Origin of the sequence: Streptomyces sp. NPDC006385 (genome assembly GCF_040612485.1) — a bacterium.
Classification (GTDB): Bacteria; Actinomycetota; Actinomycetes; order Streptomycetales; family Streptomycetaceae; genus Streptomyces.
The window spans coordinates 114,257-127,395 of the sequence record NZ_JBEXQG010000009.1; the positions used below are offsets into that span (position 1 = coordinate 114,257).

The following is a 13,139-nucleotide window of genomic DNA, read 5'->3' on the forward strand; positions in this document are numbered from 1 at the left end:
TCAGCGCCGGTAGAAGATCCGGTCGCCGTACTTCTCGAACACCCGGCTGTTCCAGTCGTGGCCGCCGTCGACGTTGCCGGAGCGCAGGAGCGGGGGCTCGATGCCGCGGGCGGCCAGGGAGGCGGCGGCCGTGGCCATGACGGCCTGGAGGAGGGCCGTGGTGACGACCGTGGACGCGGGGGCGAAGGGGGCCGGGATGGTGTCGAGGGTGAGTTCCGCGTCGCCGATCGCGATCTTGGAGTCGAGGACGACGTCGCAGTGGTCCTTGAGGTAGGTGCCCGAGGCGTGGCGGGACTTCGTCTGCGAGGCGTACGCCACCGAGGTTACGCCGATGACCTTGACGCCGCGGGCGCGGGCGTTCATGGCCATCTCCACGGGGAGGGCGTTGCGCCCGGAGAGGGAGATGACGACGAGGGTGTCGCCGTCGCGCAGGGGCGAGCTGTCCAGGACGGCGCTCGCGAGGCCGTCGACGCGTTCCAGGGCGGAGCCGAGGGTGGCCGGCATGACGTCGACGCCCACGACGCCGGGGACCGCGAGCAGGTTCATCAGGGCGAGGCCGCCGGCCCGGTAGACGATGTCCTGGGCGGCGAGGGAGGAGTGACCGGCGCCGAAGGCGAAGAGTCGGCCGCCGGCGGCGACGGTGTCGGCGAGCAGGGTGCCGGCCGCCTCGATGTTCTCGGCCTCGTCGTCACGGACCCGCTGGAGCAGTCCGATCGCGGCGTCGAAGAACTGGTCGGCCGGCTTGCTGTCGCTCATGCGGGGCCCTCCCGGGGTGGCTGTCGGTGGGAGTGTGTCGCGGATCACCGTGCGGTCTGGACCAGTGCGGTGTCAATACGGCCGGGCTGCGTGCGGTACCGGCCGCGGTAACCGGCTGGTTTCCACGGCGCGGCACGGTTGTCAGTGGTATCCGGCAGAATTGACTGCAGGGCCAGCGCACGCGCCGTGGAGCTGTCTCGCTTCCGGCTGAGCTAATCGCAGAGCTAATCGAGGGGCACGTATGTCCGGACTGATCGACACCACGGAGATGTATCTCCGCACCATCCTCGAGCTTGAGGAGGAAGGTGTGGTCCCCATGCGCGCCCGGATCGCCGAGCGGCTGGACCAGAGCGGGCCGACCGTGAGCCAGACGGTGGCGCGGATGGAGCGTGACGGGCTGGTGTCCGTGGCGTCCGACCGGCATCTGGAGCTCACGGACGAGGGGCGGCGCCTGGCCACCCGTGTCATGCGCAAGCACCGCCTCGCCGAGTGTCTGCTCGTCGATGTGATCGGGCTCGAGTGGGAGCAGGTGCACGCGGAGGCGTGTCGCTGGGAGCACGTGATGAGTGAGGCCGTGGAGCGGCGCGTGCTGGAGCTGCTGCGGCACCCGACCGAGTCGCCGTACGGCAACCCCATCCCGGGCCTGGAGGAGCTCGGCGAGAAGGACGGCGCCGACCCGTTCCTGGACGAGGGCATGGTCTCGCTGGCCGACCTCGACCCGGGCACCGAGGGCAAGACGGTCGTCGTGCGCCGTATCGGCGAGCCGATCCAGACCGACGCGCAGCTGATGTACACGCTGCGGCGGGCGGGCGTGCAGCCCGGCTCGGTGGTGAGCGTGACCGAGTCGGCGGGTGGTGTCCTGGTGGGCAGCGGTGGCGAGGCGGCGGAGCTGGAGGCGGACGTGGCCTCCCATGTGTTCGTCGCGAAGCGCTGAGCCGGCGGCGTCTGTACCTCGCTGGGTCTCTCTTCCGCTCAACTCCCGGTAAAGCATTGGGAGTTGGGGTGATGCGCCGAGCGCGTCGAATCCAAGATCCAGTGCACCGAATCGCAGCGCTCGGACATTTCGCGTGCGAGGCTGTCGCGTGAGGCATATGACCTGAGGGCTCTTGGCGTGGTCGACGGCGATCGACCGGCCGGGGAGGGGGCGGGCGGATGTGCCGTGATCGTGGAGAGGGCCCCGGCGCCTTACGGCGCCGGGGCCTGTCCTCCCCTGTGCTGACCCGGAGCCCCGAGCTCTCAGGGTCATCCCCCTCGGACCGTTTTCCCCGAGCGGTCCGCCTCCCGCTGAAGATCTCCCCTCGGCAGTGCCGATCAATCCTTGAGGGGGGTCACTCGAATGAGGGGTGTTGTCCGGCGAGACCGCATTTTCGAATGCGAGTTCGATACTCTGCGGAGTGACGGGCCGCGCGGAGCGTGCGCTGATGGAATGTGCGCATAAGATCACGTCGGACACACAGGACATGCACATCGCGTGCGAGGGCATCCACCACGCGTGCCGCGCAGGTGGCGCGCGGCGCCCGAGCGGGCGACGGCAGATACGGCAGGCAAGGCAGGCAGGACGCTGTTCACGGGACCGGCCGGCTCGAGCGGGAGCGATCGGTCCGAGCGGAGCTAGGGGGGTGCCAGGACGAATGGCGCGACGCATCGACGTGACGGGGACAGGCGGCGTACGTCTCGCGGCCTGGGAGTTCGGCGACCCTCCCAAGACCGACCCGGCCAAGGAACACGACGGCTCCCCGGGTGTCCTGTTACTGCACGGCCTGATGGGCCGGGCCTCGCACTGGGCCCCCACCGCCCGCCGGCTCGCCGAGCGGCACCGTGCCGTGGCGCTGGATCAACGCGGCCACGGCCGTAGCGACAAACCCGCGCGGGCCGCCTTCACACGTGAGGCGTACGTCGAGGACGCCGAGGCCGCCCTGGAACAGCTGGGCCTCGCCCCGGCCGTCCTCATCGGCCACGCCATGGGCGCGCTGACCGCATGGCAGCTCGCCGCCAAGCGGCCCGACCTGGTGTGCGGCGTGATCCTCTGCGACATGCGGGCCTCCGCGCTCGGCGCGGCCTCGCAGCGGGAGTGGGAGGACTGGTTCAAGTCCTGGCCCGTCCCCTTCGCCACGCTGGCCGACGTACGCAAGTGGTTCGGTGAGGACGACCCCTGGGTCGAGCGGCCGAATCCCGCCCGGGGTGAGTTCTACGCCGAGGTGATGCACGAGTGCGAGGACGGGTGGCGGCCCGTTTTCGAGCCGGAGCAGATGCTCGCGTCCCGGGAGACATGGGTGTACGACGCGCACTGGGAGGAGCTGGCGCAGGTTCAGTGCCCCGCGTTGGTCGTGCGCGGGCTGGACGGGGAGTTGGGGCGGGCCGAGGCGCAGGAGATGGTGCGGGTGTTGCCTCGCGGGGAGTACGCGGAGGTGGCCGACGCCGGTCACCTGGTGCACTACGACCAGCCGGAGGGGTGGAGCGCGTCGATCGAGCCCTTCCTGGACGCGGTTCTCACCACATGAGACGGGGCCGGGTGCCCGGCCCCGTCACCCCCTGCTCACCGCCGTCAGGATCTCCGGAAGGCGGCCCGCCGTGCGCGGCGCCGCCAGCCGTAGCCCCAGCAGCGTGATCGCCGTCCCGTACAACGCCCCGCCCGGCAGCAGCAGCCACGTCCAGGCATCCCCGCCGTCGCTCACGTGCAGCCAGATCGTCACCGCGATGACGGGGGCGCACAGCAGGGAGGCCGCGATCATCCCGCCGAAGATCGAGATCCAGGCGAGGCCGGTCTGACCGGGAGCGACGTTCTTGTAGCCCTCCTGCGGGATGGAGTACGGGAAGCGGGCCGACGTCCAGGCGCCCGTCGCCAGCATCGCGCCGAGGAGGGCGAACGACAGGCCCAGCACCTCGGCGAGTCTGTGCCAGTCGCCGAGGAGCGCCGTCGTCAGGACGGTGACGAGCACGGCGTACGGCAGGGTGATCAGCAGCAGTGCCAGCGCCCGGCCGCGCAGCTCGACGTAGGCGTCCCGACGGGACGAGATCGTCATCGCCACCATCCAGAACGCGGACGTGTCCTGCCCGAACTGGTTGTACATCTGGATGCCGAGCATCCCGGCGGCGAAACAGGCGAAGTAGATCGAGCCGGTGCCCTGGAAGGCGTTGAACAGCGGCACGATCAGGCCGATGGCGAGCGAGGTCACCCAGGCCGCCTTGGTCTTCGGGTCGCGCCAGACGTAGCGCAGACTGCGCTCCATGACGGTGCCGGTGCGGCCGGCCGGCCAGAAGCGGGCCGGCCCGGTCGAGGCCCGTTCCCGTACGGCGCCCTCGGTGGCCGCCTGGAGCGTGGAGCCGTCGGGTGAGGTCATCAGCCGCGTCAGATGCCGCGACCACACGCCGATCAGCGCCACCAAAGCCGCCGCGCTCAAGGCGAGTTGCAGGAGCCCGGTGCCGTACGACCCCTGGCTCACCGACTCCACCGCACCGATCGCGGACGCCGGTGGCACCCAGCGCAGCACGTCCGCCAGCGGATCGAGCTGGGCCAGCCCCGAGGAACCCAGCCGCTGCGCCCCGAAGTTCACGACCTGCGCCCCGATCGCGATGACCAGCCCGCTCAGCACCGCCAGATCGCGTCCCTTCCGGCTGGTCAGCAGCCGGATGTTGGCCACGGCGACCGCCCGCGCGAACGCCACGCACACCAGCAGCGCCAGGGCGACGCCGACGACGGCGACGACGTAGGCCAACCCGCCGCGCGCGAGCGCGATCACCGAACCCACGAGCAGACACAGCGTGAACAGCGGACCGATCCCCACCAGCGAGGCCACGAGCAGGGCCCGCACCAGCGGTTGGGGCCGCAGCGGCAGCATCACCAGCCGTGTCGGATCGAGGGTCTCGTCCCCGCCGGGGAAGAACAGCGGCATCACGGCCCAGCCCAGCGCGAGCACCGCCACCAGCAGGACGACCAGGGAGTCGGCGTGTGCGGTGCCGCGCAGCATGATCAGCCCGAGGAGTTGCAGCGCGGCGAAGATCAGCACCGTGACGGCCGAGGCGATGTAGGCGGCCCGACGCCCGCCGGACTGCCGCAGCCCGTTCCTGAGCAGCGACAGCTTCAGCCGTACGACGACTGCGGTGATCTCGGTGCTCATCGCGCCCCGCCGCCCAGCCAGTCCAGTTCGGTTCCGGCGTCGCGGCCGTTCGCGCCGACGAGTGCGAGGAACGCCTCCTGCAGCGAGGCCGCCTCCCCGCGTACGTCGGCGAGGGGCCCGTGAGCCCGGATGCGCCCGGCGGCCATGACGGCGACCCAGTCGCACAGCGACTCCACGAGCTCCATGACGTGGGAGGAGAAGACGACGGTCGCGCCGGAGGCCGTGTAGCGCTCCAGCACGCCCCGGATGGTCTGGGCGGAGACCGGGTCGACGCCCTCGAACGGCTCGTCCAGGAACAGCACTTCGGGATTGTGCAGGAGCGCGCTCGCGAGCCCGATCTTCTTGCGCATACCGGTCGAGTAGTCGACGACGAGCTTGTGCTGGGCCCCCGCCAGATCGAGCACGTCGAGCAGCTGGGTGGCCCGCTTGTCGACCTCGGCCCCGGGAAGCCCGCGCAGTCGTCCCGAGTACGCGAGCAGTTCCCGTCCGGAGAGCCGCTCGAAAAGCCGGAGCCCTTCCGGCAGCACTCCGATCCGCGCCTTCACCTCGACGGGGTCCCGCCACACGTCGTGCCCGGCGACCTCGACGGACCCCTGATCGGGCCGCAGCAGCCCCGTCACCATGGAGAGAGTGGTGGTCTTGCCGGCTCCGTTGGGACCGACGAGCCCGATGAACTTCCCGGCAGGCAACTCCAGATCGATCCCCGCGACAGCAACCTGCTGCCCGAACCGCTTCCAGAGCCCACGCACACTTACGGCCGACGTCATGAAGGCCAACCTAAGGGGGCGCGGGGCGGTTTGACGATCAACCGGACAGATGAGCGGGCGCTTCTACCGATCCCTGCCGCAGGCGTAGGCGAGCGGCGAGATCAACTCCTCCGCGTCCGGCAGCCACCGGTTCGCCGGGGTCGGCCGGCAGGCCCACTGCACGGCCCCCCGCGACCCGAACCGCGTGGGCGGCGCCGCCACATACGCCCCCTCGCCCAGTGTGACCAGGTCCAGCGACGCCACCGACCACCCGAGCTTCCGCACCAGTTCCGGCACCTTCACCGAGGCGCCCGGCAACACGAAGAAGTGCATCCGGCCGTCCGGCGCCAACGTCACCGGCCCCAGCGTCAGCTCCATCCGCTCCATGCGGGCCAGCGCGAGAAAGCCGGCCGTCTCCGGGACGGAGATCGCGTCGAAGGTCCGTCCCGTCGGCAGCAGGATCGACGCGTTCGGCTGCTTCTGCCACATCCGGCGCGCGACCGTCGCGCTCCCCGTCGCCTGCGTCGCCCAGTCCGGGCGCGTGGGGTGCGCGCCGGGCGCGGGGCACGCGGCATCGCCACAGGAGCAGTGCTGCACCCCGTCGACGGCTTCCAGCCAGGTCCCCGGGAACACGTCCCAGTGGCGCTCCTCGGCATAGCGAACGGCGGTATCCAGCAGCGTTTCCCCGCGCTGCTTCGGAATCTGTGCGGCTTCGGTGGCCGGGATCGTCTCTTCCACGCTGAACACAACTCCCGCACCCACCTGGAGTTACGGGGCCGGCGCGCGCGGGGGAGGAGCATCGATTCCTCTTCTGGGGCGCATGGGTGCATGGGTGGGGGCGCGCGGGAGGATCCGTGGCCGCGGCTGGGTAGCCCCATGTGGGGTCGGCTTCCGCCGTTACCCCGGCAATCCTCGCAAGCCTCGCATTTTCGGTATGCCGACGGGGCATTGATCTTCACGGCCGGTTCCTTTCGGCGCACCGCCGGTGCGTCGATCCCGATCCGGCACGTGGAAGACACGTCAACTCGGTGCGTGGGCAGGCACCGCAGCCACAGGGGGTACGCCATGGCCGCAAGGCCTCTCGTCGCGCGACAGCCGAACGAACGGCTGCAGGCACTCATCCAGGAAGCGGGTTGCTCGAACGCAGGGCTGGCCCGCCGCGTCAACATGTGCGGCGCGGAGCACGGCCTCGACCTGCGCTACGACAAGACCTCGGTGGCCCGTTGGCTGCGCGGACAGCAGCCGCGCGGGCGGGCGCCGGCGATCATCGCGGAGGCACTCGGCCGCAAACTGGGCCGTACGGTCACGATCGACGAGATCGGCATGGCCAACGGCAAGAATCTCGCATCGGGCGTCGGTCTCCAGTTCTCGCCGACTGTACTGGGGGCCATCGAGCAGGTCTGCGAGCTGTGGCGCAGCGACGTCGGGCGCCGGGACTTCCTGTCCGGCTCGTCCGTCGCCGCGTCCGCGCTCGTCGAGCCCAGCCGCGACTGGCTGATCTCGTCGCCCGACTCGCAGGTGGCGCGCTCGGCGGGGCCGCGTGTGGGGCAGTCCGACGTGGCGGCCGTGCGCGCGATGACGCAGGCGCTCGTGGATCTTGATCACCAGTACGGCAGCGGACATGTGCGCCCGGTCGTCGTGCACTACCTCAACAGCGTCGTCTCCGGGCTGCTGGCCGGCTCGTACCGGGAAGCGGTCGGGCGGGAACTCTTCGCCACCGTGGCGCGGTTGACCGAGCTCGCCGGGTACATGGCGGTCGACACGGGGCAGCCGGGGCTCGCGCAGCGGTACTACATCCAGGCGCTGCGGCTGGCGCAGGCGGCGGGTGACCGCGGGTACGGCGGGTATGTGCTGGCCGCGTCCATGAGCCACCTCGCCGCGCAGCTCGGGAACCCGCGTGAGATCGCGCAGTTGGCACGGGCGGCGCAGGAGGGGGCGCGGGGGCGCGTGACCCCGCGCGCGGAGGCGATGTTCTACGCGGCCGAGGCGCGCGGGCATGCCCTGATGGGCGACGCGCGGGCCGCCCAGGTGGCGTCCGGGCGGGCCGTCACCGCGCTGGAGACGGCGGAGCCGGAGTCCGGGGACGACCCGGCCTGGATCACGCACTTCGACGAGGCCTACCTCGCCGACGAGTTGGCGCACTGCCATCGCGACCTCGGCCAGGCCGAGGCGGCGGCGCGGCGCGCGGAGGAGTCGCTGGCCGGGCTCCCGGAGACGAAGGCGCGGCGCCGCGCGATCGGCTATGTGCTCCTCGCCACAGCGCAGGTGCAGCAGCGCGAGATCGAACAGGCCTGCCACACCGGCCTGAAGGCCGTGGAACTGCTGGAGACGCTCCGCTCCAACCGGGGCGCCGAGTACCTGGAGGACTTCCAGCAGCGGCTGGAGCCGTACCGGGACGAGCCGGTGGTAAGGGAGTTCGGGGCGCGACTGGACCTCCAGGCCGCGGCGTGAAACCAGGGGGTACGGCGGCGTGAACGACAGGGAAATGAAGGCTCCGGCGTGAAGGGAGGGCGTATATAGCGGATGGGGGGACCGGGTTGTTACGGAGGTCACAGGGACGCAGGTCAGGTCCTTGACTGCGTAGCACCCGGAACGGAGGACCCGGTAGCGTGAGCCGACAATTCCGAAGGTCCCCCATTCGTAGGAGTCCCGGTGACGCAGAGTGGACAGGGCGAGGAGCCCTCGGCGCGGCCCGCGCGCGAAGGCATCGTGCTGCCCTCCGACGGTGGTGAGCCGCTGCTGCCGGGTATGACGGGCGGGCAGGGCGGCCGGCCCACGTCGGTACCGGCCACGCCGCCGGCGCCCCCGCCCTCGGCACCGCCCGGCGGCCAGGCGTGGGGCACCCCGTGGGGACCCGACCAGAACCAGAACCCGAACCAGAACCAGAACCCGCCCTCGCCGTCGGTCGCGCCCGGCCAGGCCTGGGGGACGCAGCAGCCCGGCCAGTCCTGGGCCGGGCAGGACCAGCAGTACCAGCCGCAGCCGCAGTCACCGCAGCAGGCGCAGGCGCCGGCCCCGTGGAACGGGGCGCAGGGCGTGCCGCCGAGCACGCCGGCGTACGGCCAGGGCACCCCGGCCGGCTCACCGATGCCCGCGCCGCAACCGTCGTACGGCCAGGGCGGTCCGTCGGCGCCACCGCTGCCGCCCGCTCAGCAGGGCGCCGCCCCGGGCTCCGGCATGCCCCTGCCCCCCGCCCCCGCCGCGCACGGCGCTCCTCACGCGCCCCTGCCGCACCCGGGTGCCGGTGCCGGTGCCGGTGGCTTCGGGGCGCCGTTGCCGCCGGCCGACGAAGGCGCCACCCAGTACATACCGCCGGTCAGCGCCGCCCCTGCGGGCGCGGACGACCAGGCCACGCGCTACATACCGCCCGTCGGCGCGTCCCCCGCGTCCCCCGCTCCCCCCGCGCCGCCCGCGCCCGCCGCCGACGAAGGCGCCACGCAGTACCTCCCGCCGGTGGGGCCGGGGCCGCTGCCGCCCGAGGCGCCCGCGGAGAGCACGCAGATCCTGGGACGGGCCCGGCGACGCGGCGGCGCCGCGCCTCAAGGCGGTGCCGGACCGATGCCGCCGGCCTCGGGTCGCGACGCGGAGGCCACGCAGTACCTCCCGCCCGTCACCGGTCAGCCGGGAGGCGGGCCGCAGCGGCAGCCGCTCTCCGACTTCGACAGCCTCTTCCGCAGTGAGCCGGGCGGCGAGCCCCCGGCCGCGGCCACCCAGCAGATGCCGAGCTTCCAGCAGCCGCCTCCGCAGCGGCCCGGCCCGCACGAGGCGGGGTACTTCCCGCCCGGCCCGCCCGGCGGATACGGCCCGGGCGACGGCGGCCGGGGCGGTCGCGGCGGCGGTCGCAAGAGCTCCAAGGTGCCGCTCCTCGCCGGCGTCGGCGTCGGCATCGTCGCCCTCGGCATCGGCGCGGGCGCGCTGCTCGCCGGCGGGAGCGGGGACGAGCAGAAGACCGACAACCGGCCCGTCTCCGCCACGGCCCCGGCGACCGAGGGCAATTCCCCCTCGCCGTCCGCCGACCCGGCCGAGCGGCAGGCGATCGCCCTGGACAAGCTGCTGGCCGACAGCGGGGACAGCCGTACCGCCGTGATCAACGCGGTGGCGGACGTCAAGTCCTGCGACAATCTCGCTCAGGCCGCCAAGGACCTGCGCGACGCGGCCAAGCAGCGCGACCAGCTGGTCACCGATCTGTCCAAGCTCGCCGTCGACCGGCTTCCCGACCACAGCGCGCTGACCAGCGCGCTGAACAAGGCATGGAAGGCGTCGGCGTCCGCCGACAACCACTACGCGGCGTGGGCGGACCAGGTCGCGGCCAAGAAGGGCCAGCTCTGCAAGAAGGGCCAGGCCCGCACCACCGGCCAGACCCAGGCCGGCAACCGGGCCAGCGGCACCGCGAGCGCGCAGAAGAAGACGGCGGCGCAGCTGTGGAACACGATCGCCGAGAAGTACGGCCTGACTCAGCGCCAGCCGACCCAGCTCTAGCGGGCTCCCGTGACCGCCCGGAAGGGCCGGGCGGTCAGTTCAGCTCGGCGTTGCGCAGGGTCCTCGTCACGTTGATGAAGCCCTTGCGGGCCGCCACCAGCCGGCCGTCCCGTACGACCTGGAGGGTCACCTCGCGGTTGACCAGACGGGGGTAGCCGACGGCGGCCAGGACGTCCTGGAACTTCCACCCGAGGGTCGGTGTGAGTCCGCCCGTGGAGACCCTCAGGCCGTCGTTCAGCGCCCCTCGCACGGCGTCGGCGGTCACCTCGCGGTCGCCCAGCGACTCGACCGCCTTCCTGAACACCGTGTACGCGATCCACGTGGTCTGCACGCCGGCGTCGGCGGGATCGATGCGGTTGTCGCCGAAGGCCTGCTGGCTGATCACCTTCTTCATGGCGTCCCAGCGCGGATCGCTCGCGACGGGGTACCAGCCGGTGAGGTACGACCCCTCGTACGGGCCCGACGCACCGCCGTTCGCGTTGATCACGGTCTGGTCGACGCTGCCGAGGACGGTGGCGGTGCGCACGTCGGGGTAGTCCGCGCGGGCACGCCGGAAGGAGTCCATGAAGGTGGTGGTGCGGTCGCCGAGGGCGGGCACGACACAGCCCCGCCTGGTCGCGTCGGTGGTGGAGAACTCCAGCGCCCGTACCGCCTGGCCGCCGTACTCGGTGGCGTCCTCGTCGGCCAGCTGGTCGCTGGACGTGGTGTGTCCGCCCGCCCTGAGGCCGGAGTTGAGCAGCGGCGGCAGCTCGTCGCCCGCGATGGTGTCGGGGCGCACCAGCATGACGGGGCCGCAGGAGCGGGCCAGTTCCCTGCCGAGACCCGCCAGGAGGCTGGGCTGGCCGCCGTTGACGGGGTAGGAGACCGGGCTGGTGAACTCCGCGTTGGTGACGCCGTAGCCGCCGATGTAGGGGATGCCGGCGCCCTCCAGGGAGGGCAGGAAGGTCTCGCCGTACTGGCTGTAGGAACCGACGACCGCGACGACGTTCTCCTCGACCGCGCGGTCGGCGCACCTCGCCGCGGCCACGCTGTCGTTGTGGTCGTTGCAGGTGAGGACCTTCAGCTTGCGGCCGCCGATGCCGCCGTGGGCGTTCACCCAGCGGGCATACGCCTGCGCGAAGGCCGGCATACCGGGCTTGTTGGTGGCCTTGGTGCCCTGCGGGGCCCAGGTCATGACGGTGATCGGCGCGTCCCCGGAACCCCCCGTGGTGCCGGGGACGGCACCGCACCCGACGGCGAGCGACGCACATGTCACCAGCGTCGCCGCGGAGCGGGCCACCGCTCTCGCGGGCCGGTCGGTGATCACGGGGAGGGAGGTGCTGCGGATGCGTCGCCTGCCGGTCATGGGCACGCACGATTCCGCCACACACCAAACCCCGGCGTGACCTTCGGTTATCAGGTGGTGACCGGAAGGTGAATTGCGGGGGGCGGTGACGCTCCCGTGAAGAGGATCGTACGATCGATGACCGTGCAAGGTTCGGAAAGTTCTTCCCGTCGCGGCCGTCGCTCCTCCACCATGGGCGGCATGCCACTCAACGACATGCCGTGGTGGCGCTGGCGCAGCAATGTGCGCTCCGCGCTGCACATGCTCTCCGATCCGGTGTTCCAGCGGGACGTCTGGCTGGCCGGCGTCGACGGATACGGCGACGTCACCGACGCCGTGTACCGCCTGGTCGAGGACACTTGGCTGGACAACTGGTCCGCCGAGAAGTACGTCGGCACGATCTTCCGGGACTCGCAGGAGGCGGCGCTCGTCGACACCGCCGTGCTGCGGGTGCTGCGGATCATGCACCAGGTCGGCCCGGACGCGCCGGTCTCCGCGTACCTGGAGAACCAGGGGTGGCCGGAGGCGGTGCGGGCGGCGCGGGACGCGCATGTCCGGATGGCCATGGCCGACGGCGAGGACCCGGACGCCCCGCCGCGCACGCTCGAGGTGCTGCGGATCATGACGCGGTCCGCGTAGGGATCACGACGGGGCGGGCCGAGCGGTCCGGGTGCCGGGACGCCTGCCCACCGGGCGCCCCGGATATGGGACCCTGTGCTGCATGAACGAGCAGTCCACCCGAGCCGCGGTCCCCTCCGACCAGTACGTCCTCACGCTCTCGTGCCCCGACAAGCAGGGCATCGTGCACGCCGTGTCGAGCTACCTCTTCATGACCGGCTGCAACATCGAGGACAGCCAGCAGTTCGGCGACCACGACACGGGACTGTTCTTCATGCGCGTCCACTTCTCGGCGGAGGCGCCGGTCACGGTGGACAAGCTGCGGGCGAGCTTCGCGGCGATCGGGGACTCCTTCCACATGGACTGGCAGATCCATCGGGCCGAGGAGAAGATGCGGGTCCTGCTCATGGTGAGCAAGTTCGGGCACTGCCTGAACGACCTGCTGTTCCGGGCGCGGATCGGTGCGCTGCCGGTGGAGATCGCCGCCGTGGTGTCCAACCACACCGACTTCGCCGAACTCGTGGGGTCGTACGACATCCCCTTCCACCACATCCCGGTGACGAAGGACAACAAGTCCGAGGCCGAGGCGCAGTTGCTGGAGATCGTGCGCGAGGAGGGCGTGGAACTGGTCGTGCTGGCCCGCTACATGCAGGTCCTCTCGGACGACCTGTGCAAGCAGCTCAGCGGGCGGATCATCAACATCCACCACTCCTTCCTGCCGAGCTTCAAGGGCGCTAAGCCGTATCACCAGGCGCATGCCAGGGGTGTCAAGCTGATCGGTGCCACGGCTCACTACGTCACCGCCGATCTCGACGAGGGGCCGATCATCGAGCAGGAGGTCGAGCGGGTCGGGCACGACGTGACGCCGGACCAGCTGGTGGCGATCGGGCGCGATGTGGAGTGCCAGGCGCTGGCTCGGGCCGTCAAGTGGCATGCCGAGCGGAGGATTCTGCTGAACGGGCGGCGGACGGTCGTTTTCGCCTGATAGCTCGGGTACTTCTGGTTTACGGCGGCTGCGGGTGGTTCGTGGCTGCTCGCGCAGTTCGCCGCGCCCCTTGAGTACGTGCAGTGGACGCACCTCCGGGGGCGCGGGGCTGT

At 71.6% G+C, this 13,139-nt stretch carries 11 protein-coding genes; 6 read left to right on the forward strand and 5 right to left on the reverse strand.

All coding sequences use genetic code 11. The features are described 5' to 3' along the window. Nucleotides 1-756 (reverse strand): SIS domain-containing protein, encoded by a 756-nt coding sequence (locus ABZ078_RS09785; protein ID WP_356573423.1) that lies wholly within the window; start codon nt 754-756, stop codon nt 1-3. A 241-nt stretch (nt 757-997) separates the two neighbouring features. Between ABZ078_RS09785 and ABZ078_RS09790 the strand changes: the two genes are divergently transcribed. Continuing rightward, nucleotides 998-1,690, forward strand: a complete 693-nt coding sequence (locus tag ABZ078_RS09790; protein ID WP_019753883.1) for an iron dependent repressor, metal binding and dimerization domain protein — start codon at nt 998-1,000, stop codon at nt 1,688-1,690. Nucleotides 1,691-2,387: 697 nt separating this feature from the next. Next, the gene (locus tag ABZ078_RS09795) at nt 2,388-3,257 is read left to right on the forward strand and encodes an alpha/beta hydrolase (protein ID WP_356573425.1); all 870 of its coding nucleotides are present in this window, start codon (nt 2,388-2,390) and stop codon (nt 3,255-3,257) included. Between the two features lie 24 nt (nt 3,258-3,281). Here the strand turns inward: ABZ078_RS09795 and ABZ078_RS09800 are convergent, their stop codons facing one another. The 3 genes from ABZ078_RS09800 to ABZ078_RS09810 form a co-directional block, all read right to left on the reverse strand. Further along, nucleotides 3,282-4,874 (reverse strand): transporter, encoded by a 1,593-nt coding sequence (locus ABZ078_RS09800; protein WP_356573427.1) that lies wholly within the window; start codon nt 4,872-4,874, stop codon nt 3,282-3,284. Further along, nucleotides 4,871-5,641, reverse strand: a complete 771-nt coding sequence (locus tag ABZ078_RS09805) for an ABC transporter ATP-binding protein (protein ID WP_356573429.1) — start codon at nt 5,639-5,641, stop codon at nt 4,871-4,873. Before ABZ078_RS09805 ends, ABZ078_RS09800 begins: the two co-directional genes overlap by 4 nt. 63 nt (nt 5,642-5,704) lie before the next feature. Next, the gene (locus tag ABZ078_RS09810; protein ID WP_356573431.1) at nt 5,705-6,367 is read right to left on the reverse strand and encodes a bifunctional DNA primase/polymerase; all 663 of its coding nucleotides are present in this window, start codon (nt 6,365-6,367) and stop codon (nt 5,705-5,707) included. Nucleotides 6,368-6,685: 318 nt separating this feature from the next. Between ABZ078_RS09810 and ABZ078_RS09815 the strand changes: the two genes are divergently transcribed. Together ABZ078_RS09815 and ABZ078_RS09820 are read left to right on the forward strand one after the other, a co-directional pair. Next, nucleotides 6,686-8,071: a transcriptional regulator gene (locus ABZ078_RS09815; protein WP_356573433.1), complete on the forward strand. Its 1,386-nt coding sequence runs from the start codon at nt 6,686-6,688 to the stop codon at nt 8,069-8,071. A gap of 201 nt (nt 8,072-8,272) precedes the next feature. Beyond that, on the forward strand, nt 8,273-10,099 hold the full coding sequence (locus tag ABZ078_RS09820; protein WP_356573435.1) for a hypothetical protein: 1,827 nt from the start codon (nt 8,273-8,275) through the stop codon (nt 10,097-10,099). A gap of 34 nt (nt 10,100-10,133) precedes the next feature. Here ABZ078_RS09820 and ABZ078_RS09825 read toward each other — a convergent pair whose 3' ends face one another. Continuing rightward, nucleotides 10,134-11,444 carry an ABC transporter substrate-binding protein gene (locus ABZ078_RS09825; RefSeq protein ID WP_356573437.1) on the reverse strand — a complete coding sequence of 437 codons (1,311 nt, stop codon included), beginning with the start codon at nt 11,442-11,444 and terminating at the stop codon, nt 10,134-10,136. A gap of 117 nt (nt 11,445-11,561) precedes the next feature. Between ABZ078_RS09825 and ABZ078_RS09830 the strand changes: the two genes are divergently transcribed. Beyond that, nucleotides 11,562-12,062 (forward strand): hypothetical protein, encoded by a 501-nt coding sequence (locus ABZ078_RS09830; RefSeq protein ID WP_356573439.1) that lies wholly within the window; start codon nt 11,562-11,564, stop codon nt 12,060-12,062. Nucleotides 12,063-12,144: 82 nt separating this feature from the next. Next, nucleotides 12,145-13,026, forward strand: coding sequence for a formyltetrahydrofolate deformylase (gene purU / locus ABZ078_RS09835; RefSeq protein ID WP_356573441.1), 882 nt, complete (start codon nt 12,145-12,147; stop codon nt 13,024-13,026). Nucleotides 13,027-13,139 lie beyond the last annotated feature (113 nt).

What these genes read in the sequence shown, in the direction of transcription:
- ABZ078_RS09785 (WP_356573423.1), bottom strand. Translation starts at nt 756, where the DNA reads ATGAGCGACAGCAAGCCGGCCGACCAGTTCTTCGACGCCGCGATCGGA.
- ABZ078_RS09790 (WP_019753883.1), top strand. Translation starts at nt 998, where the DNA reads ATGTCCGGACTGATCGACACCACGGAGATGTATCTCCGCACCATCCTC.
- ABZ078_RS09795 (WP_356573425.1), top strand. Translation starts at nt 2,388, where the DNA reads ATGGCGCGACGCATCGACGTGACGGGGACAGGCGGCGTACGTCTCGCG.
- ABZ078_RS09800 (WP_356573427.1), bottom strand. Translation starts at nt 4,874, where the DNA reads ATGAGCACCGAGATCACCGCAGTCGTCGTACGGCTGAAGCTGTCGCTG.
- ABZ078_RS09805 (WP_356573429.1), bottom strand. Translation starts at nt 5,641, where the DNA reads ATGACGTCGGCCGTAAGTGTGCGTGGGCTCTGGAAGCGGTTCGGGCAG.
- ABZ078_RS09815 (WP_356573433.1), top strand. Translation starts at nt 6,686, where the DNA reads ATGGCCGCAAGGCCTCTCGTCGCGCGACAGCCGAACGAACGGCTGCAG.
- ABZ078_RS09825 (WP_356573437.1), bottom strand. Translation starts at nt 11,444, where the DNA reads ATGACCGGCAGGCGACGCATCCGCAGCACCTCCCTCCCCGTGATCACC.
- ABZ078_RS09830 (WP_356573439.1), top strand. Translation starts at nt 11,562, where the DNA reads ATGACCGTGCAAGGTTCGGAAAGTTCTTCCCGTCGCGGCCGTCGCTCC.
- purU (WP_356573441.1), top strand. Translation starts at nt 12,145, where the DNA reads ATGAACGAGCAGTCCACCCGAGCCGCGGTCCCCTCCGACCAGTACGTC.